The sequence below is a fragment of the Rhizobium sp. N621 genome, assembly GCF_001664325.1.
GTDB lineage: Bacteria > Pseudomonadota > Alphaproteobacteria > Rhizobiales > Rhizobiaceae > Rhizobium > Rhizobium esperanzae.
Genome location: NZ_CP013495.1, coordinates 1193951 through 1212555, shown reverse-complemented (window position 1 = coordinate 1212555; position 18605 = coordinate 1193951). Strand labels below are relative to the sequence as shown.

The window sequence follows — 18605 nt, the reverse complement described above, 5'->3', positions numbered from 1 at the left end:
CGCTGGAGAATGCGAGGCTTGCCATGTCATGGCTGAAGTTTTTCTTGAAGTCTGCCGCGGGGACGCAGATCGATCCGGCCTGGAAGGATGACCCGCTGCGGCATCCCGAGGTCCAGCGCATGTCGCTACGCGAAATCGCCGATCTGCCGCTGGGAGCGGAGACCGGTTTTCATGCCGAGGCCAGGCCGCCGCTGGCGAAATGCGCGTGAGCACCGCTCCCGCGCTTTTGCTGGTTTGCGTTATACTAAACGGCAGACGCCTGCCAGCAAATCACCGGACCGTCGTCAGGATCGATGCGCTCGCCGGCGCGGAAAAAGCCGTTGCGTTCGAGGACACGCTGCGAGGCGATGTTTTCCACGGCCGTATCGGCTGAAACGAGAGTTACGCGCGGGTCCTGCCGCGCCCATTCCAGTAATTCTCCTATGGCACGCGTGACGGATCCACGTCCTTGGCGGCTGGGCGCGATCCCATAGCCGATGTTGATTTCGCCGTTCTGAGGTGCGCGAATGATGGAGCACAGCCCGACGATTTCGCTCTCCTCCACAATCATCCAGGCCGAGGGCATGAATTCGGCGGCGATCTCTGCTGCAATCCTGGCCAGCATCTCCAGGACCTCAGGGGGCGCGATGGCGCAATCGGAAATCAGGCGTGTGTTTACAGGCGCGAAACCTTTCAGCAACGCGTTGAAATCATGAGTCGTCAATTCGATGATCATGTTCTTCTCGACATTGAGCATGCGCCGGTTTTGGCGCGTCAAGCCGAGCCATGGAGCGAGACTAGCCCTCGATCAATTTCGAGCCGTGTCTCGCCGTTCGCCTCGGCCGCAGTGATGATTCTCAGAAGCAGCAAGCGCCGGTAGTCAAGAGAGGCTCATCCTGAGATGCCCCCGCGGGGGCCCGAAGGATGGGGTGGGGATGCTGGCGTTGGATGCATGCCGTTCATTATCTCGTCGGATTGGCCGGATCCTCGCTGACGCCGACGCGGTGGCGATAGACCATTTCCCAGCCTTTCCAGCCGTTGAACAAAAGAAGGGCGGTGGCGATCAACGACAGCACCAATCCGGTCGGCACGATGAAGTCGCCACCTTCGGCCAATCGGCGCCAGAGGTTCACGGCCTCGATCAGGACGAGGACGACATTGCCGATCATATGGAGCCAGGCGGCGCGCAGGTCGCGAATGCGGCTGTCGCCGAGAAAGTCGGTCAATCCGGCAACTGCCGCCAGCGCCGCCATGACAAGGCCGGCGCCGAGCATCCAATTGGTCGCTACTGCCCAGGCCGGATCGCCCGATCTGGCGTAGACGATGTCGACAACAAGCGTGCCGACGAAGGCGGCGACCGGGAACGGGATCAACATCGGATGGATCGGATGACCGGCAATGCTCAAGGTGCTTTTCGGGTTCATCCTATTGTCCTCCGACCTTTTTCAATGCGTCTTGCCTGTGGGCAGCGATATGATCGCTCTTGTCGCTTTTGATCTCGTACTGGGGCGATGCCTCCGTCGCCCGGCGCCGATGGCCCTTGTAATCGAAATCCCGGGTGTGGATCGCGATGATACGGCCGGAGACCTGCCCGGCCTCCGAATTCCAGGTGACGTGATCTCCCCGAGCAAATTTGGCCATGTCGCACAACTCGTCAGATGCAGCAGAGTATGCGTCAAACATCCAGACGGCCTGGTTTGTTCCCGTCACGGCCGACAAGCTGAAACCCGCAGCTGTGGAGAAGAGGCCTGCCGCTTGCCGCGCGAACGAAGATTGCGGAAGCCCAGATAGTGATCGGCATCCGAGGTGTTCCATCGACCGGCAAGAGCGATGATCGCGATGTCCGCAGCGATGATGAGCAAGGCATAGATTTTGCCCATGCCTTCAATGTAGCGCAGGCGGAAATCGGTCAAAGGTGGTGGCGACATCAGGCCGAAATGACGGCCGAAACGCAACTTGCCCTTGCACGAATCCCACTTCGCGCTAGCCTGCGTTCGCAAGCCCCATCGCCGCCCGAGTCGGCTCGCTTCACATCCGAGGGAATAGATATGCCGGCTTTGATCGAAGCACGGGGCGTCAGCAAGCGCTTCCGGCAGCACAAGAGATTTCCGGGTTTGCTCGGCGCCTTCAAGACGCTGGTGACGAGCGAATATACCGAGGTTCAGGCGGTTTCCGATATCGGCTTCGATATTACCGCCGGCGAAGCCGTCGGCTATCTCGGCCCGAACGGCGCCGGCAAATCGACGATGATCAAGATGATGACCGGCATTCTGCTGCCGAGCGCCGGCACGCTTTCGGTGCTCGGCCGCACGCCGCATCTCTCCCGCATGGACAATGCGCGCGAGATCGGCGTCGTCTTCGGCCAGCGCAGCCAGCTGTGGTGGGATCTGCCGCTGATCGACAGTTTCACCCTGCACCAGCGCATCTATGATATCCCGGCTTCTCGCTATGCGGACAACCTGCGTCACTTCAGCGAGCTGCTCGATCTTTCGCCCTTCCTCGACCGGGCGGTGCGCCAGCTCAGCCTCGGCCAGCGCATGCGCGCCGAGATCGTCATGTCGCTGCTGCACGATCCGAAGATCCTCTTTCTCGACGAACCGACGATCGGGCTCGACGTGGTCGCCAAGGATGCCGTGCGGCGCTTCCTCGCCGAGATCAACCGCGAACGCGGCGTCACCATCATCCTCACCACCCATGACCTGCAGGACATCGAGACGATCTGCCCGCGGCTGATCATGGTCGATCACGCCAGGCTGATCTTCGACGGCGAATTGCGCAGCCTGCGCGCCGCCCTCGGCTCGGCCCGGCGGCTGACGCTGGAATTTGCCAGCGACCCCGGCCCTTTGCGGCTCAGCACCGCGTCGCTCGTCAACGACGAGGGCTTGCGCAAGGAATATCTGATCGAGCGCGAGGACGTGTCGCTGGTCAAAATCCTTTCGGAGGTCGGCAGCGACCGCGACCTCAAGGACGTGGCGCTGCACGAGCCCGACATCGAAGAGGTCATCCGCACCTTCTACCAGGGTCGCAATGCCAGAGCCCGGGCCTCATGAGCGCCTATCTCGCCTTCACACGCAACGCCCGGGCGCCCACGCTGTGAGCGCATATCTTGCCTTTACACGCAGCGCCTTCCACGCGCAGCTCGCCTATCGCAACGAGGTCTGGGCCAATATTTTCGGCAAGCTGGTGCAGGTCGTCGCTCGCGTCGCCATCTGGCTCGCCGTCTATGGCGGCGCCGGCGCGACCGTGGTCGACGGCGTCTCGCTGCAGCAGATGGTGACCTATGCGCTGCTCGGCGGGGCTGTGATGGGCGCCACCCGTCCGGAAAGGGTCATCGGGGAGATCGGCCGGTCGCTCAAAACAGGCGATATCGCCGTCTGGCTGCTGAAGCCGCTTTCCTATCCGCTCTATCTCTTCGCCAACGAATGCGGCAGCTTTTCCTATCGCCTGGCGACGCAGGTGATCCCGACCGTCCCCTTTACCGCCCTGTTCTACGGCATGCTGGCGCCGGCAAGCCTGTTCCATGGCCTGATGTTCGCCGTCTTCTGGGCGCTGTCCTTCGTGCTGATCTTCCTGATGTCGGCGCTGTTCGGGCTGATCGCCTTCTGGCTGATGACGAGCTTCTCGCTCGACTGGATCCTCGGCGCCCTGCTGCATCTGTTCTCCGGCCTGCTGGTGCCCTTCTGGTTCTTCCCCGAGCCCTTAGCGACCATCGCCCGCCACCTGCCCTTCGCCTGGGTCGTCTATTATCCCAATGCCGTCTATCTCGGCAGGCTTTCGGTGGCCGACACCTGGCTACACCTCGGCCTCGGCCTCGGCTGGGCCGGACTGTTCCTTTTGGGCGTGCTCTGGCTGTGGCGCCTGGCGTCGCGCCGCATCACCGTGCAGGGAGGCTGATCGTGTTCATCCATCACCTCCGCGTCATTCCGCTCCTGGTGCGCATGCATGTGCGCTCACAAATGGAATATCGCGGCGCCTTCTGGCTCGACCGGCTTGCGCAGATCCTCTCCTATGGTAGCGTCTTTGCCACGATCGGCATCCTGCTTGCCCGCTTTCAGACGCTCGGCGGCTGGACCTGGCCGGAGCTGGCGCTGCTCTTCAGCTTCCAGCTGCTCGCCTATTCGCTGGGGGCAGCGATGAGCTTCGTGCAATTGCGCGACCTCGAGGAGCTGGTGCGGCTCGGCACCTACGATACGCTCCTGGTGAAGCCGTTCAGCCCCTGGGCCTATCTCGTCTTCTCCGGCCTCAATATCGGCTATGCCGGCCACATCATCCTGGCGGTGCCGCTGCTCTGCTGGGCCGTCCTGTCGGTCGACTTCGCCTGGTCTGCCGCGTCCGTGGCGTTCCTGCTTGCCGCAATCGTCAGCGCGACGCTGTTGACCGGCGCGATGATCACCATGATCGGTGCGACCGCACTGATGTGGGTGCGGTCGAACCACCTGTTTTCGATCTTCTTCGGCTTCTGGGAGCTGACGCGTTATCCGCTCAACATCTTTCCCGGCAGCATCCAGCTGACGCTGATCACCGCTGTTCCCCTGGCCCTGACCAGCTCGGTCCCGGTCGGCGCCCTGCTCGGCAAAACCATCCCTATCCTCGGCGATTGGGCCGCGCCCGTAACGCTCGCCGCCGGCCCGGTCTGGGTGCTCATTGCCATGGCCCACTGGCGCTACGCCACCCGCAAGTACCAGGGTGCGGGCGGCTGATGGGGCTGACCCCGCCTCAGCCCCGGTCGAAGGCCAGCGCCCGCTGAACGGCGGGGCGCTGCAGCATGCGGGCGTGGTGGTCGCTGACTTTTGCAAAACGGGCTGGGTCGACGCCGTCAGCGGGCAGCCAGTCGGTCATGACGAAGAGATAGGGATCGGCGAGCGAATAGGTCTCGCCCATCACCCACCGGCCTTTGAACATCGTCTTTTCGATCAGCGTGAAGCAATCGGCCATATTCTGCGGTACCTTGGCCTTCATCGCCTCGAGTGCCGCCGGCTCGTCGGCCCAGCGGGAGCCGCGCCGGCGATGGGCATGGTTCACATGTACGGTCGAGCAGAGATAGCTGTTAAAGGATTGCAGCCGCGCCATTTCGAAGGCATCGCCGAGCGGCGCGAGCTTTGCGGTCGGGGCGCTTTCAGCGATGAAGCCGAGGATCGCCGGCGTTTCCGTCAGCACGCCGCGATCCGTGACGAGCGCCGGCACCCGGCCCTTCGGATTGATCTTCAGATAGTCCGGCGAACGCTGCTCGCCATTGGCGAAGCTGAGCTTCTTCGTTTCGAAGGCAAGGCCGGATTCTTCCAGGGCAATGAGGCTTGCAAGCGCGCAGGTTCCGGACGCGTAATATAATGTCAGCATGGTTGTCGTCTCCCGTTCGGCACGAGATATAGCGCAGGGATGGCTGCGCCGGAACAGGGGAGATGGGTTTGCTTGCGTCGGAGTCGCCCCTCATCCGGCTGCCGCCACCTTCTCCCCGTTCTGACGGGGAGAAGGGAATATGCCGCGACCTCTCGGTCCCCTCAGGCCTCTCGCAGGGCACGTCCCCTCTCCCCGTCAAAACGGGGGTCCGCAGGACGGGTCGAGACCAGCGGCTCGACCCCGGCAAGGGCTAGGGTGAGGGGCAAATCACCGGCACAAGCTCGCCGCTCAGCCGCAACCCGGCACATCCTCCAGCCGGTGCCAGACCGGGATGCCGCGTTCCCTGGCGATGCGCACGTCGTTGTCGGCGCCCTTGGACTCGCCGGCCAAGCGCAGCACGCCGTCGCAGAGCTGCAGCAACCGGCCGGCGACCGGGTGGAAGATCTGCTCGTAGAGCGCATCGCCGACCGATCTGCCGCCGGCGGCGTGCCAGATCGGCAGGGCCACCCATTCGCCGATCATCGGCACATGGCCGGCTTCAAACAGCTTATGGGAGGGTTCCTCCAGCCGCTTCAGGTTGGCGGCCATTTTTTTCGGGTCGTCGCCCGTTCCGGACCGATAAGGCCCGGCAATCAAAATCAACATGATCCACTCCATCACTCTCCCGGCCTCATGCACGGGATTTCCCGAAAATGCACGATATTTCTTGAATGTCGAGTCATTTCGTGCAATATCATGCCATCTCGTGAATTTTCGTGCAGAAAGACAATGCTAACGACGCAACGCAAGACTCTGATCCTCGACATTCTGCGCCGTGACGGTCAGGTGATTGCCAAGCGCGTCGCCGAAGATTTTTCGCTTTCGGAAGACACGATTCGGCGCGACCTCAGGGAAATGGCAGCGGAAGGGCTGTTGAAACGCGTGCATGGCGGGGCGATGCCGCTTTCGCCCGATTTGCCCGATTTCACCGCGCGGCGTAGCGTCTCGTCCGAGGTCAAGGCGCGGCTCGGAGCCACGGCGGCGGCGATGATCAAGCCGGGGCAGATGATTTTCCTCGACGGCGGCACGACGACAGCGGAGATCGCCAGGCATTTGCCGCGTGACATGGGACTGACGGTCGCGACCCACAGTCCGACGATCGCCGCCGAGCTCGAGCACCATCCGGCCGAGGTGATCCTGACCGGCGGACGGCTCTACAAACATTCGATGGTGGCGACGGGCGCTGCGGCGATGGCGGCGATTTCGCAGCTGCGCCCCGATCTGTTCTTCCTCGGCGTCACCGCAGCCCATCCCGTGCATGGGCTTTCTACCGGTGATTTCGAGGAAGCGGCGATCAAACGCCATATCGCCCGCTGCTCGGCCGAAACGCATGTGCTGCTAACGGAGGAGAAGTTCGACCTCGTCTCGCCCTGCCCGGTGCTCGGCGTTGCCGAGGTGGCCGGGCTGATTGTGCCGGCCGAGATGCCGGCCGAGCGGCTGAAGCCCTATCGCGATCTCAATAGCACAATCACTGCAGCCTAATCATCGTGCGAAAACGCACACAGTTTTCGGCATCATGCCGAGAAGACGGACGTCGCTCTGATATCGCCGACATGGATGCCGTTCCAGTTGCGCATCGCCATTGCGGCAAAGGCCATCAGAGCGGCATGCACCGTCTCTTCCGTCTCGAAGAAGCGGGCGAGTGTGGCCGCCACCATGGCTTCGGCGGCGCGGGTGGCGCCATCCTCGCATTTCAGCGCGATGGCGATGCCCTTTTCCGGGATCGCGGCGCAGAAGACACCCTCGGCGCCAGTCTTGACGAAGATGCGGCCGGGAGCGATCTGCATCAGTTTGGTGCAGGCGCGGCCGGAGCCGGCGACATAGAAGGGCTCGGCCATGCAGGCTTCGATCAGGCGGCGGGATGCTTTGGCGCGCAGGGGCTCCAGGCCGATGCCGGTCGCCATTTTGGCAAAGCCGTGGGCCAGGCTGCGCAAAGGTACGGCATAGGTCGGGATTGAGCAGCCGTCGGTGCCGCAGCTCTCGGCGCCGAGCACGGCGCCAGTCAGACTTTCCATCACTGCTCGGATCTCAACCTGCAGCGGATGCTCGTAGCCGACATAACCCTTCGGGTCGATATCGCGGTGGCAGCAGGCGCAGATGAAACCGGCGTGCTTCCCCGAGCAATTGTTGTGCAGCGCCGTCGGTGCGTCGAGCGTGCGGGCCTGATGGATCAGGACTTTCTGGTTCATCGACCAGTGGGCGCCGCATTCCAGCGCTTCGACATCCCGGCCGGCGCGCGACAGCATCGAGGCGGCAAGCGCCACATGTTCTTCCTCGCCATTATGCGAGGCGCAGGCGAGCGCCAGTTCCTTGTCGCCGAAGCCATAGGCATCGGCCGCACCGCTCTCGACGAGCGGCAGCGCCTGCATCGCCTTGCAGGCCGAGCGCGGAAAGACGGCGGCTTCGATATCGCCGAGCGAAAAGACAAGGCTGCCATCGCCGTCGACGACCGCCACCGCGCCGCGATGACGGCTTTCGACGAGCAGGCCACGGGTGACTTCAACGGCGACGGGATTGGTCATGGGCTCTCATCCGATGCTGGTGGGATGCCGCAGGCATAACGCGTCAGGGCGCGAAAGCCAACGGGGTTAGGGCTGCCTGTTTGTGGCTGCGCGCGTTCCTGCTGACGGCGCCGCGACGCGGCGGCGGGATGTTCGGCGAAGACGTCACGTCGCATTCCGTCATCGTCGGCCTTGAGCCGGCGATCCATGTCCGTTGCTAACGGAGGCAAGGATGGATGCTCGGCTCAAGGCCGAGCATGACGGAGGGTGGGATGGCTTGTGGAGCAGAACCGCAATGCCGGGCGGAGGAGGATAATTGCGCATGCCAATTCGGCCTTGACCTCCGTCATCCCAGATCTTGAGCCTGGCTCCAACCGTATTGATGTCCGCGCCCGGTGTGAACCCAAGCCTTGAGATCGGACGCGTAGCGACGCTATCCTGCAACCGAGTCACATTTGAAGGTATCGTCTTGCAATCAAGTCTATCGATTTCAGCGTCCATATTGTGGGTATTTTTCACGCTCGCCTCTCTCGGTCTGGCGTGCTGGTTGGCGCGCCGGCCCATAAGGACAAGCGTTGGAATCATCCTCGGAGCGCTTCTGGGGTTGGCTTTGATGTCGATTGCGTCAATTCTGACCGGTTTCCTCGGAAACGTTCTTCCCATGGGGCAAATCGATTTCTGGCTCTCCAGTTTGACAGCGCAGATCTGACGCAGACAATCATCACCGGAATTGACTGAACAGATCGAAAACTATCGTTTTTCTGATGCATCGGACGCGGCTAAAGATGGTGCGTCAGGAATCGCCCCAATGCCATCCACTCTTTCCTTGATTCTGCGCGACAACAGGATCCGCATTCCCGCCGTGACGCTCGTCGCGCTTGCCTTTACCTACGCCTCGACCGTGCCCTACCAGTCGATCATCGGCATCAACGAGCTGGACTTAAGCAACGGCGCCTATTCGGCGCTGGTGTTCTTCTCGGCGATCGTCAACGTCACGACCAGCCTGACGCTCGGCATCTGGTCGGACAGGCTGAAGGAGCGCCGGCCGTTGGTGCTGGCGCTTTCGGTCGCCGGCATGCTCGGCTTCGGATCGATCGCGATCATCCACAGCCCGGCAATCTTCATCTTTTCGACGCTGCTGCTGGTGCCGATGAGCGGCTCGACCTATTCGCTGCTCTTCGCCAGCCTGCGCGCCAGGACCAACCAGATGGAGCGTGGCGAGGGCGCGGCGGTGACGGCAACGGTGCGGGCGCTGTTTTCCGGCTCCTGGGCGCTGGCGCCGGGGCTGATCGGCCTTTATCTCGTCAATTCGCCATCGATGACGCCGGCCTACGGGATCGCGGCACTCGCCAGCTGCACCTGCTTCTGCCTCTATTTCTTCTTCGCCCCCGGCAACGGCAGCACCGGCCCTGCTCCCGATCCGGTGGGTTTCCTCGCTTCGCTGAAACGGATCTTCATGCCGAACGTGCTGATCCGCGTCGTCATCATGTCGCTGCTTTTCGCGCTGCAGCGGCTGAACGGCATGCTTCTGCCGCTGATCATCACCCGTGCGGCGGGCGGAAACGTCGCCGACGTCGGTTTCATCGCCGGGCTGACGGCGCTTCTCGAAATGCCGTTCATGATGATGTGGGGCATGGCGCAGCGGCGCTTCCGCACCGCGCATGTGCTCGCCTTCGGCGCGCTGATCTATTGCGCCTATCTGCTGCTGCTCGGATTTGCGTCCGCGCCATGGCACATCTATGCGCTGCTGCTCGTCAACGCCTGCGGCGCGGCGGCAATTCTCAGCGTGCCGATCACCTATCTGCAGGATCTGATCGCCGACCGGCCGGGGCTCGGAACCTCGCTGCTCTCGCTCAACACCTTCATCGGCACCGGCATCGCCGCCGGGCTCTTCGCCTTCGGCACAGCGCTCACCGATTATTCCGGCACCGCCTTCGTCGGCGCCGGCGCGGGTTTGGGGGCGATTGGGGCGTTGCTCCATCTGGAAAGCAGCAGGCGGCAGGCGCGGCAGCCGGCCTGATTGCAGGCGGCGCAGGAAGATCAACGTTCACTCGCCATGCCTTAACGCCCTGATGCGGTAGGCGCAGCGGCGGGCGCCGGTGAGGATATGTTCGCTACGCTCGACGTCTGCGCCGAGGGCGGCGCGGAAGGTTTCGAGTTCGGAGCGGCAGAAGCCGGCGCAGGCGGTGGCAGCCGCGCAGATCGGGCAGTGATTTTCAACCAGTATGAAGGAGCCGTCCGCCTCCTGCCAGCTGTCGGCCATATAACCCTCGCGGGTGCGGATCGCGGCCAGACCCTCGACGCGCGCGGCAAGGTCGCCGGCGTTTTCGAGCTCGTGGCGATAGCGCTTCAGCGTCTCGGCCTCGCGGGCGGAGATGACGGTGTCAAGCGCTCCCGCCCCAAGCTGATCGACGAGGGTGCCGAGAAGATTGGCCGTCAGTTCGGCATGGCCATCGGGGAAGCGGCGATTGCCGGCCGCAGTCAGGTGCCAGAGCTGACGCGGCCTGCCCCTGCCGGCAGCGGCAACGGTGACCGGCTCCACCAGCCCCTCCTCTGCCATCTTCGCCAGCTGCTGGCGGGCGGCCTCGCCGGAAATGCCAAGTGCATCGCCGATTGCCGAGCCAAGCTGCGGGCCCTCGGTCTTGAGCAGGATCAGAATTCGGTTGGCCGGGGACTGACGCATATTTCTCCAAGTGAAGTCTTGTTTTAATCGCAGCGACATGCAATTTTCCAATTTATAACTTGGAAAATAATAATCGGCCAGCAAAAACATCGGGAGCATCTCATGTCCGATATCGACCAGACCATTGCCATTCCGAACGCCAGTTCCGTCTTCCGCCTGTTCCTGCCCGCACACCTGCCGGCGACCTTCATGCTTGCCGGCGGCGTGACGCTTTATGCTGTCGAGAGTTATATCACCGCCACCATCACCCCCTCGATCGTGCGCGATATCGGCGGCCTTGCCCTGATTTCCTGGATGACGAGCCTGTTCGTGGCGGCCGCCATTCTCGGTTCGATCTTCGTCGCCATGCGCCCGCGGGGAATCGGGCTCCGCGTGGTCTATGTTATCGCGGCGCTGGTCTTCGGTGTCGGCAGCATGGTCGCGGCAATCGGCCCTTCGATGCCGGTGGTGCTGATCGGCCGCGCCGTCCAGGGCCTCGGAACGGGCGCGCTGGCTGCGCTCGGCTATGCCTTCATCCGCTATGTCTATCCGGAACCATTGTGGCCGAAAGCCTCGACGCTCTATGCGGCGATCTGGGGTGTGGCGACCGTCATCGGGCCGACGCTCGGCGGCTTCTTTTCGTCAGGCAGCAATTGGCGCTACGCCTTCATCGTGCTCGTACCTCTCGGTCTTGCGATGGCGGCGCTGGCGCCGCGGCTTTTGCCCGAGGTCAGGGATGAGCGCGACCAGGCGGGAACACCGGTCCTGCAGATCGGGCTGCTGCTTACCGCCGTGCTGATGGTCAGTGCGGCCGGCGCGATCGACGTGACGGCCATCAAAGCCCTGCTGATCATCGCCTCGGTCATCGCGGTCTCGGCCATGCTCGGCATCGAGGGCCGAAGCCGCAACCGGCTGCTGCCGTCCGGCGCCGTCAGCCTTTCCCGGCCGATTTGCCGCGTCTACCTGGCAATGCTCGCCATGACCGTCGTGCTCGTCAGCGACGTCTTCATTCCCTATTTCCTGCAGGTGCTGCACGGGGTAACGCCGCTGATCTCCGGTTATCTCGTGGCGCTGGTCGCCGTCGGCTGGACCTTCGCCGCCTTCCTCGGCAGTTCGTTGAGTGGCCGACAGGCCTATCTGGCGATCGTCGCCGGCGCGTTGATCGAGGCGGCGGCGACCGCTTCGCTGGCGGTATTTCTCGCCAACGAAAATCCGCAGGGGGATTTGCCGCTCATCCTGCCGGCAGCGGCCGCCATGTTGATGATGGGCTTCGGTATCGGTCTCGGCTGGGCGCATCTCGTCGCCATGGTGCTGAAGCTTGTTGCCAGCAACGAACAGGACAAGGCCTCGGCGGCAATCCCGACGATGAGCTCGCTTGGCGGCGCCTTCGGTGCGGCTTTCGCCGGCGTCATCGCCAATGGCGCCGGCCTCGTCGATCCGGGCGGCATGTCGGGCGCGCTGTCGGCGGCGCATTGGCTTTATCTGCTGATGGCGCTGCCGGGCATTCTCGCCGTCGGCGTCTCGCTGACCCTCAGAACAGGATGATTTTAGGCCGAGTCGGCCTAAAACCTGAATCCTGTTCTAGATTAAAAAAGTTAGAGCATGATGTTGCCCGAAAACCGTTCACACTTTTCGGCATCATGCTCGGCTGACGCGCAGCATGACCTTACCGACATGGCTGCCCTCTTCCAGCAGCCGGTGCGCCTCGACGACATTCTCGAAGGCGAAGACCTTGTGGATCACGGGGGCGACCGTGCCGGCCTCCAGCAGCGGCCAGACTTCGGAAAGCAGGTCGTCGCGGATGGCGCGTTTTTCTTCGGCGGTGCGCGGGCGCATGGTGGAGCCAGTGACCGTCAGGCGCTTGACCATGATCGGCGAGAGATTGACCTTTTCGGCGACGGCCCCGCCGAGGAAGGCGATGATCGACAGGCAGCCGTCCTTGGCAAGCGAGGCGATGTTGCGCTCGAAATAGGCGGCGCCGATCATGTCGAGGATGACATCGACACCCTGGCCGGTTTCGGCCTTGATCACCGCGGCGAAATCCTCGCTCCTATAGTTGATCCCTCGTTTGGCGCCGAGCTTTTCGCAGGCCTCGCATTTTTCCGTCGAGCCGGCCGTGGCATAGACCTCGGCGCCGAAGGCGCGGGCGAGCTGGATGGCGGTGGTGCCGATACCGCTCGTGCCGCCATGGATCAGCACGCTCTCGCCTTCGGTCAGCCCGGCCATCTGGAAGAGATTTGCCCAGACGGTGAAGAAGGTCTCGGGAAGCGCCGCGGCCTTTACAGCGTCGTATCCCTTGGGAAAGGGCAGGATCTGACCGGCCGGCAGCAGGCAATATTCGGCATAGGCGCCGCCATTGGCGAGGCCGCAGACCTTGTCGCCGACGGCATAGCCGCTGACGCCAGGCCCGACGCCGACGATTTCACCGGATAGCTCCAGCCCGAGAATCGGGCTCGCATCCTTGGGCGGGGGATAGCTGCCCTGCCGCTGAGCGATATCGGGACGGTTGACGCCGATCGCCTCGGCGCGCACGAGGACCTCGCCTTCGCCGGCCACCGGCAGCGGACGCTTGCCGATCACCATCACATCAGGCCCGCCGAAGGACTTGAGATCGACGAAACGCATTTCCTGAGGCAATGACATGGCGCGACCCTCCTGATCCAGAAGGTTCGGAATAGATCAGCCCGGCCGGCTTGGGAAGGCTGGAAGCGGCAAGGGCGTCAATTCGCCTCGCCCAGGAAGTGGAAGGCGAGGCCCTCCTCGCTCTCCTTGGCGGCCGACTTGATGACGGCGATTTCGGCGCTGACGCGGTTGATATCGTCGATGACGAGGCCTTCCGGCAGTTCGAGAACGCCGATCGAGCAGCGCATCAGCGGGAACAGGGCCTCAGTGCCGGTGCGGTCGTGGCCGAGGATGCGGCCGGCGGCGCGGTGCTCGTCGGAATAAAGATCGAGCACGTCGTCGTGGAAATCGCTGATCAGCCGATCGAGGATCTCGGTCAGCTCCTCCTTCGTCCAGCCGACGACGCCGATGAAGAAATCATCGCCGCCGACATGGCCGAGGAAATGCCGCTCGGCGAAGAAATAGCGGCGCATCAGCGCGGCAAACAGCGAGATCGCGTGGTCGCCGAGATGGAAGCCGTAGGCATCGTTGAACGGCTTGAAGTTGTCGAAGTCGCAATAGCAGAAATGGCGGACCTCATCGCCGTCGCGGCCGGACTGGCGCATGAAATCACGGATGGCGCGATTGCCCGGCAGGCCGGTCAGAGGGTTCTGGTCCTGGGCGGTCTTCAGCTGTTTCTCGTTGATGACCTTGATCAGCGAAGCGGCGGAGACGACGCCGGCATAACGCATATTGTCGGTCAGGATCAGGCAGTTGCTGCCCTCCATATTTGCGAAGATCGCCATCAGTTGCTCGGCATCGCTGTCGAGGCCGACGATCGGCGCCATCTCGACGAAATGCGAAATGGAGCGCTCGTACATCTTGTTCTTCAAGAGATCGCGGCCAAAGGGCTGATAGATATATTCCTTGAGGTGATGCTCATGGATAATGCCGCGCGGCTCGTCATTGGCGTTGAGGACCGGAAAGAAGGCCTGACGCGGATTGCGGCGGAAGAGTTCGAAGACGCTGTCAATGCTGTCGTTTTCGTAGACCGTCGGCAGGAGCTCGATCTGCTTGCGGATGAGGATTTCGTCGAGCGACTGGCTCGCCCGCTTGCTCTTGCCGAGCTCCTGCAGATGCGGGAAGGATGGCGCCAGCTCCGACATATGCGCCGTCGGCCGCGAGACGAACCAGCCCTGAACGAGATCGACGCCATATTCGCGGCAGGCGATGAATTCGGCCTCGGTCTCGATGCCTTCGGCGATGACGCGGGTGCCGAGCACATGGGCAATGTTGACGATGCTCTTCAGCAGATGACGCTTGCGCGGGCTGCGGTCGATCTCGGCGACGAAATGCCGGTCGATCTTCAGATAGTCGACGGCATGATCGCAAAGCAGCTTCATCTCGCCGTGACCGACGCCGAAATCGTCGATCGCCAGCTTGAAGCCGGCCTTGCGCAGCGTGGAAACCAGGGCGGCAAACTCCGGCACGCTGGTATTGTCGAAACGTTCGGAGAACTCGAAACAGATGGAGGACGGCGGAATATTGGCCGTCCGCAGGTGTTGCAGCAGGCTCTCGACCAGGCGCTCACCATCGGGGATCAGCCGGACATCGAGATTGAGAAACAGCGTCGCGGTGGAGAAATTCGACAGCGTCGCGAACTTGGCAAGCGCGCGGCTGGCAACCATCTGTTCGAGCTGCAGCAGCTGACCGGTCCGATGCGCCTCGTCCAGTATGTCGGCCGGCGTTTCGTAACCGATGCGCTCCTGGCCGCGCATCAGGGACTCGTAACCGAAGACAGTACCGGTGCCGGCTTCGACGATCGGCTGGAAGGCGTTCTCGACGACGAGCTTGGCAAGGGTTACCATCTGATCGCTCGCATAACGGCGGAGCACGCCCGGCTCGACGGCGCCAGCCAAAGATATTGCAGTCTTCATTGTGGGCCGATCTCCACTGCGACTTGTTCTTCTTGCTCAGGAACTTGCCGCAGAAGGATCAATGAACCCTTTCGCCAATATGAAAGTTTTGTGAAAGACGCGAATCCCGGCACGCGTTCCGCGTGAATTCGAATTGCCCAATACAATCAGACGCTTGTTCAGGCGGAGCGACGGCGCTGCGCTTCATGATCGGCAAACATGTCGGCGACGCATCTGCCGCCGGAGGCGACGCTCTCGTCTTCGAGGAGATCTGCCTTGATTTCGCCGAGCTTGCGGGCGGTATCCCAGAGGCGAAGCGCCTCGCGGACGACCTCGCTGCTCGAGGCGTAACCACCCGTGTCGACGGCGGCACGGATGCCCGCTGCCTGTTGCGGAGAGAGGGAAACGGTGACCATCGGCATGAACTTCCTCCCTTTTTTTCTTCAGGCAGTACCCTGCCTTTGGGGGACGCATGACCATTTTCGGCATCTCGGCGATTGGGCCGGTGCGGTGGTGCATTCGTACGGAAACCGTCCGCATAACCCGGATCGGCCCTAATCCCTAAAGTCTAATCCCCCGTCATGTCCTTGTCAAAAAAGAAACGGCTTTCCACCGTTTCAGCTGCGGATGCCGAGGCCGAAGGCGATCATCGTCCAGCCCTGGACAATGAGATCGACGGCCAGGAACAGGCCGAGGACCCAGAGGCTGTTGACCGGCCAGCCGAGCGCGATGACGAAACCGGCAAGCGCGGTGATGACGCCGCTTGCGACGATCCAGCCCCAGCCTTTGGCCGGCTTCATGCGCCTTCCGACCCAGGTGCGGAAGACGCCGGCGATGACGAGGGCGAGCGATAGAAACAGCGTCAGCGCCGCCGATGTCAGGATCGGATTGACGAAGGCTGCGATGCCGGCAAACACATAGAGCAGGCCACTCAGGGTCCAGAAGAGCACATGATCCCAGCCACGGACCTGAAAGGCATGGACGAGATAGGTCACGCCGCCGAACAGCATGAGCATGCCGACGTAATAGACTGAAACGACAGTGGCGAGCATCAGGTTGCCGAGCGCGATCAGACCGCAGACCAAGAGTAGCACGCCGAGGCCGACGAACCAGATCCATTTCGACTGCAGCTGGGATGCCGGCGTTTCGTTGAAGACATCGGCCATAAACGCACCTCCCCGTAGCTTTGAATATGTTGCAGCAATGGCCCGGGGGAAGATGCGGCCGCGGGCGGCACGCAAGAAAGATTTTTATTGATTGATCAATCAATCAAAAATAATATGGGTAGAGATAATATGGCCAGAAGTAACATGGCGCCGTTTTCAGGGAGTTGCGGCCTTGCCGAAAGTCGGAATGGAGCCGGTGCGCCGCAAGGCGCTTGTCGATGCGGCGCTGCGGGTGATCGGCGATCACGGCTCGCTTGCCGTCACCATGTCCGACATCGCCCGGCAGGCCGGCGTCTCGCCTGCCCTCGCCCATCATTATTTCGGCAGTAAGGAACAATTGCTGATCGAGACGATCCGCTCGCTGCTGAGACAGTTGCGCAGCGATACGGTGGCAGCGCTCAAAGCAGCGAAGACGCCGCGCGAGCGGCTTTCGGCGGTGATCCGTGTCAGCTTCCACGCCGACCAGTTCGCACCGGAGACGATTGCCGCCTGGCTTGCCTTTTATGCCGAAGCGCAGCGCTCCGAGGAGACGCGGCGCTTTCTGGTGATCTATGCCAGCCGGCTGCGTTCGAACCTGCTTGCCGACCTCAAGGCGCTGCTGCCGGACGACGCCGCAGAACGCATCGCCGAGGGCGCTGCGGCGATGATCGACGGGCTCTATATCAGGCAGAGTCTGAAATCGGCGCCGATCGGCATCGAAGCCTCGATCGCGCTGACGGAGGATTATGTGAACGCGCTTCTAGCCGCCACCTCCCCTTCTCCCCAGCGGGGAGAAGATGTCCGAAGGACAGATGAGGGGGTGAGCGACGCAGGAGCGAACGGCCGAAAGGCCGAGATTGCCGCCCCCTCATCCGGCCCTGCGGGCCACCTTCTCCCCGAGGGGAGAAGGGACGACCACATCGAACACCCCAAGGACAAATGATATGAAAGCCCAGCCGAAAGCCTCGCACTTCATCGACGGCGAATATGTCGAGGATACCGACGGCACCGTCATCGAGAGCCTCTATCCCGCCACCGGCGAGGTCATCGCCCGGCTGCATGCGGCAACGCCCGCAATTGTCGAAAAGGCGATTGCTGCGGCCAAGCGCGCCCAGCCGGAATGGGCGGCAATGAGCCCGATGGCGCGCGGGCGCATCCTCAAGCGCGCCGCCGAGATCATGCGCCAACGCAACCGCGAGCTTTCCGAACTGGAGACGCTCGACACCGGCAAGCCGATCCAGGAAACGATCGTGGCCGACCCGACCTCGGGTGCGGATGCCTTCGAATTCTTCGGCGGCGTCGCACCCGCCGGCCTCAACGGCGCCCATATCCCGCTCGGCCAGGATTTTGCCTATACCAAGCGCGTACCACTCGGCGTCTGCGTCGGTATCGGCGCCTGGAACTATCCGCAGCAGATCGCCTGCTGGAAAGCTGCCCCGGCGCTTGTCTGCGGCAATGCCATGGTGTTCAAGCCTTCCGAGAACACACCGCTCGGCGCCCTGAAGATCGCCGAGATCCTGCATGATGCGGGGCTGCCGAAGGGGCTCTTCAACGTCATCCAGGGCGACCGCGACACCGGGCCGTTGCTCGTCAACCATGCCGATGTCGCGAAGGTGTCGCTGACCGGCTCGGTGCCGACGGGCCGCAGGGTCGCGGCCGCGGCGGCCGGCAACCTCAAGCACGTGACGATGGAGCTCGGCGGCAAGTCGCCGCTCATCGTCTTCGACGATGCCGATCTCGATTCGGCGGTCGGCGGGGCGATGCTCGGCAATTTCTATTCCACAGGCCAGGTCTGCTCGAACGGCACCCGCGTCTTCGTGCAGAAGGCTGTTAAGGCCGAGTTCCTCAAGCGGCTCAAGGCGCGCACCGAGGCGATGCTGATCGGCGATCCGCTGGATGAGGCGACGCAGATCGGGCCGATGGTTTCGTGGGCGCAGCGGGAAAAGGTGACCGCCTATATCGAGAAGGGCAAGGCCGAAGGCGCGACGCTCATTGCCGGCGGCGGCATTCCGAACAATGTCTCGGGCGAAGGCTATTACGTGCAGCCGACCGTGTTTGCCGACGTTACCGACGAGATGACGATCGCCCGCGAGGAGATCTTCGGGCCTGTCATGTCGGTGCTCGATTTCGACGATGAGGACGAGGTCATCAGACGCGCCAATGCCAGCGAATTCGGCCTCTCCGGCGGCGTCTTCACCGCCGACCTCACCCGCGCCCACCGCGTCGTCGACCGGCTGGAGGCCGGCACGCTCTGGATCAACACCTATAATCTCTGCCCGGTGGAAATCCCTTTCGGTGGCTCGAAACAATCCGGCTTCGGCCGGGAGAATTCGCTGGCGGCGCTCGAGCATTATTCCGAGCTGAAGACGGTTTACGTCGGCCTGGGGCCGGTGGCGGCGCCTTACTAAGTCAGCGCAAGCAGCCC

20 protein-coding genes and 1 pseudogene are annotated in these 18605 nt (G+C 62.9%); 9 read left to right on the top strand and 12 right to left on the bottom strand.

Annotated elements, in window-relative coordinates:
- The first annotated feature begins 23 nt into the window (after positions 1-23).
- On the top strand, positions 24-209 hold the full coding sequence (locus tag AMK00_RS05940) for a hypothetical protein (RefSeq protein WP_064809877.1): 186 nt from the start codon (positions 24-26) through the stop codon (positions 207-209).
- Positions 210-244: 35 nt separating this feature from the next.
- On the opposite strand, the gene AMK00_RS05935 is transcribed toward AMK00_RS05940, so the two are convergent.
- The 4 genes from AMK00_RS05935 to AMK00_RS05920 form a co-directional block, all read right to left on the bottom strand.
- Positions 245-736: a GNAT family N-acetyltransferase gene (locus tag AMK00_RS05935; protein WP_064809876.1), complete on the bottom strand. Its 492-nt coding sequence runs from the start codon at positions 734-736 to the stop codon at positions 245-247.
- 205 nt (positions 737-941) lie between these two features.
- The gene (locus AMK00_RS05930) at positions 942-1403 is read right to left on the bottom strand and encodes a DUF2231 domain-containing protein (protein ID WP_064801142.1); all 462 of its coding nucleotides are present in this window, start codon (positions 1401-1403) and stop codon (positions 942-944) included.
- A 1-nt stretch (position 1404) separates the two neighbouring features.
- Positions 1405-1620 (bottom strand): DUF2945 domain-containing protein, encoded by a 216-nt coding sequence (locus tag AMK00_RS05925; protein WP_064806016.1) that lies wholly within the window; start codon positions 1618-1620, stop codon positions 1405-1407.
- Between the two features lie 65 nt (positions 1621-1685).
- Positions 1686-1979, bottom strand: coding sequence for a hypothetical protein (locus AMK00_RS05920; RefSeq protein WP_123876183.1), 294 nt, complete (start codon positions 1977-1979; stop codon positions 1686-1688).
- A 48-nt stretch (positions 1980-2027) separates the two neighbouring features.
- Between AMK00_RS05920 and AMK00_RS05915 the strand changes: the two genes are divergently transcribed.
- Genes AMK00_RS05915 through AMK00_RS05905 form a run of 3 tightly spaced genes read left to right on the top strand, consistent with a single transcriptional unit; the run spans position 2028 to position 4679 of the window.
- Positions 2028-3029 (top strand): ABC transporter ATP-binding protein, encoded by a 1002-nt coding sequence (locus AMK00_RS05915; protein ID WP_064809875.1) that lies wholly within the window; start codon positions 2028-2030, stop codon positions 3027-3029.
- 43 nt (positions 3030-3072) lie between these two features.
- A complete protein-coding gene (locus tag AMK00_RS05910; protein WP_064809874.1) occupies positions 3073-3873 on the top strand; it encodes an ABC transporter permease in 801 nt (266 codons plus the stop codon).
- A 2-nt stretch (positions 3874-3875) separates the two neighbouring features.
- On the top strand, positions 3876-4679 hold the full coding sequence (locus AMK00_RS05905) for an ABC transporter permease (protein ID WP_064809873.1): 804 nt from the start codon (positions 3876-3878) through the stop codon (positions 4677-4679).
- Between the two features lie 16 nt (positions 4680-4695).
- Here the strand turns inward: AMK00_RS05905 and AMK00_RS05900 are convergent, their stop codons facing one another.
- Together AMK00_RS05900 and AMK00_RS05895 are read right to left on the bottom strand one after the other, a co-directional pair.
- Positions 4696-5316, bottom strand: a complete 621-nt coding sequence (locus tag AMK00_RS05900) for a glutathione S-transferase family protein (protein ID WP_064809872.1) — start codon at positions 5314-5316, stop codon at positions 4696-4698.
- A 288-nt stretch (positions 5317-5604) separates the two neighbouring features.
- Positions 5605-5961, bottom strand: coding sequence for a hypothetical protein (locus tag AMK00_RS05895; protein ID WP_064811655.1), 357 nt, complete (start codon positions 5959-5961; stop codon positions 5605-5607).
- Positions 5962-6084: 123 nt separating this feature from the next.
- Between AMK00_RS05895 and AMK00_RS05890 the strand changes: the two genes are divergently transcribed.
- On the top strand, positions 6085-6837 hold the full coding sequence (locus tag AMK00_RS05890; protein WP_064809871.1) for a DeoR/GlpR family DNA-binding transcription regulator: 753 nt from the start codon (positions 6085-6087) through the stop codon (positions 6835-6837).
- Positions 6838-6869: 32 nt separating this feature from the next.
- Here AMK00_RS05890 and AMK00_RS05885 read toward each other — a convergent pair whose 3' ends face one another.
- Entirely contained in the window at positions 6870-7877 is a 1008-nt protein-coding gene (locus AMK00_RS05885; RefSeq protein WP_064809870.1) for an asparaginase, read from the bottom strand.
- A gap of 787 nt (positions 7878-8664) precedes the next feature.
- Here AMK00_RS05885 and AMK00_RS05875 point away from each other — a divergent pair.
- Positions 8665-9876, top strand: a complete 1212-nt coding sequence (locus tag AMK00_RS05875) for an MFS transporter (protein WP_064809868.1) — start codon at positions 8665-8667, stop codon at positions 9874-9876.
- A gap of 27 nt (positions 9877-9903) precedes the next feature.
- Here AMK00_RS05875 and AMK00_RS05870 read toward each other — a convergent pair whose 3' ends face one another.
- Complete coding sequence (locus AMK00_RS05870) at positions 9904-10539, bottom strand: helix-turn-helix transcriptional regulator (protein WP_064809867.1); 636 nt, start codon at positions 10537-10539, stop codon at positions 9904-9906.
- 102 nt (positions 10540-10641) lie between these two features.
- On the opposite strand from AMK00_RS05870, the gene AMK00_RS05865 reads away from it, so the two are divergent.
- Complete coding sequence (locus tag AMK00_RS05865) at positions 10642-12063, top strand: MFS transporter (RefSeq protein WP_064809866.1); 1422 nt, start codon at positions 10642-10644, stop codon at positions 12061-12063.
- A 93-nt stretch (positions 12064-12156) separates the two neighbouring features.
- On the opposite strand, the gene AMK00_RS05860 is transcribed toward AMK00_RS05865, so the two are convergent.
- The 4 genes from AMK00_RS05860 to AMK00_RS05845 all read right to left on the bottom strand — a co-directional run bounded on the left by AMK00_RS05860 (position 12157) and on the right by AMK00_RS05845 (position 16201).
- Positions 12157-13161: an NAD(P)H-quinone oxidoreductase gene (locus AMK00_RS05860; protein WP_064809865.1), complete on the bottom strand. Its 1005-nt coding sequence runs from the start codon at positions 13159-13161 to the stop codon at positions 12157-12159.
- Between the two features lie 77 nt (positions 13162-13238).
- On the bottom strand, positions 13239-14987 hold the full coding sequence (locus AMK00_RS05855) for a GGDEF domain-containing protein (RefSeq protein WP_237350470.1): 1749 nt from the start codon (positions 14985-14987) through the stop codon (positions 13239-13241).
- 227 nt (positions 14988-15214) lie between these two features.
- The gene (locus AMK00_RS05850) at positions 15215-15457 is read right to left on the bottom strand and encodes a ribbon-helix-helix domain-containing protein (protein ID WP_064809864.1); all 243 of its coding nucleotides are present in this window, start codon (positions 15455-15457) and stop codon (positions 15215-15217) included.
- A 195-nt stretch (positions 15458-15652) separates the two neighbouring features.
- The gene (locus AMK00_RS05845; protein ID WP_064801120.1) at positions 15653-16201 is read right to left on the bottom strand and encodes an HdeD family acid-resistance protein; all 549 of its coding nucleotides are present in this window, start codon (positions 16199-16201) and stop codon (positions 15653-15655) included.
- Between the two features lie 187 nt (positions 16202-16388).
- Here AMK00_RS05845 and betI point away from each other — a divergent pair.
- Both betI and betB read left to right on the top strand, forming a co-directional pair.
- Positions 16389-16973: pseudogene (betI, locus tag AMK00_RS05840) on the top strand (transcriptional regulator BetI); the annotation flags it as partial.
- Between the two features lie 151 nt (positions 16974-17124).
- Positions 17125-18588, top strand: a complete 1464-nt coding sequence (gene betB, locus AMK00_RS05835; RefSeq protein WP_064809862.1) for a betaine-aldehyde dehydrogenase — start codon at positions 17125-17127, stop codon at positions 18586-18588.
- Positions 18589-18605 lie beyond the last annotated feature (17 nt).

Bases quoted from the DNA above. Each gene is read 5' to 3' on its own strand.
- AMK00_RS05940 (WP_064809877.1), top strand. From the start codon at position 24: ATGTCATGGCTGAAGTTTTTCTTGAAGTCTGCCGCGGGGACGCAGATC.
- AMK00_RS05935 (WP_064809876.1), bottom strand. From the start codon at position 736: ATGCTCAATGTCGAGAAGAACATGATCATCGAATTGACGACTCATGAT.
- AMK00_RS05930 (WP_064801142.1), bottom strand. From the start codon at position 1,403: ATGAACCCGAAAAGCACCTTGAGCATTGCCGGTCATCCGATCCATCCG.
- AMK00_RS05925 (WP_064806016.1), bottom strand. From the start codon at position 1,620: ATGGCCAAATTTGCTCGGGGAGATCACGTCACCTGGAATTCGGAGGCC.
- AMK00_RS05915 (WP_064809875.1), top strand. From the start codon at position 2,028: ATGCCGGCTTTGATCGAAGCACGGGGCGTCAGCAAGCGCTTCCGGCAG.
- AMK00_RS05900 (WP_064809872.1), bottom strand. From the start codon at position 5,316: ATGCTGACATTATATTACGCGTCCGGAACCTGCGCGCTTGCAAGCCTC.
- AMK00_RS05895 (WP_064811655.1), bottom strand. From the start codon at position 5,961: ATGTTGATTTTGATTGCCGGGCCTTATCGGTCCGGAACGGGCGACGAC.
- AMK00_RS05890 (WP_064809871.1), top strand. From the start codon at position 6,085: ATGCTAACGACGCAACGCAAGACTCTGATCCTCGACATTCTGCGCCGT.
- AMK00_RS05885 (WP_064809870.1), bottom strand. From the start codon at position 7,877: ATGACCAATCCCGTCGCCGTTGAAGTCACCCGTGGCCTGCTCGTCGAA.
- AMK00_RS05875 (WP_064809868.1), top strand. From the start codon at position 8,665: ATGCCATCCACTCTTTCCTTGATTCTGCGCGACAACAGGATCCGCATT.
- AMK00_RS05870 (WP_064809867.1), bottom strand. From the start codon at position 10,539: ATGCGTCAGTCCCCGGCCAACCGAATTCTGATCCTGCTCAAGACCGAG.
- AMK00_RS05865 (WP_064809866.1), top strand. From the start codon at position 10,642: ATGTCCGATATCGACCAGACCATTGCCATTCCGAACGCCAGTTCCGTC.
- AMK00_RS05860 (WP_064809865.1), bottom strand. From the start codon at position 13,161: ATGTCATTGCCTCAGGAAATGCGTTTCGTCGATCTCAAGTCCTTCGGC.
- AMK00_RS05855 (WP_237350470.1), bottom strand. From the start codon at position 14,987: ATGGTAACCCTTGCCAAGCTCGTCGTCGAGAACGCCTTCCAGCCGATC.
- AMK00_RS05850 (WP_064809864.1), bottom strand. From the start codon at position 15,457: ATGCCGATGGTCACCGTTTCCCTCTCTCCGCAACAGGCAGCGGGCATC.
- AMK00_RS05845 (WP_064801120.1), bottom strand. From the start codon at position 16,201: ATGGCCGATGTCTTCAACGAAACGCCGGCATCCCAGCTGCAGTCGAAA.
- betB (WP_064809862.1), top strand. From the start codon at position 17,125: ATGAAAGCCCAGCCGAAAGCCTCGCACTTCATCGACGGCGAATATGTC.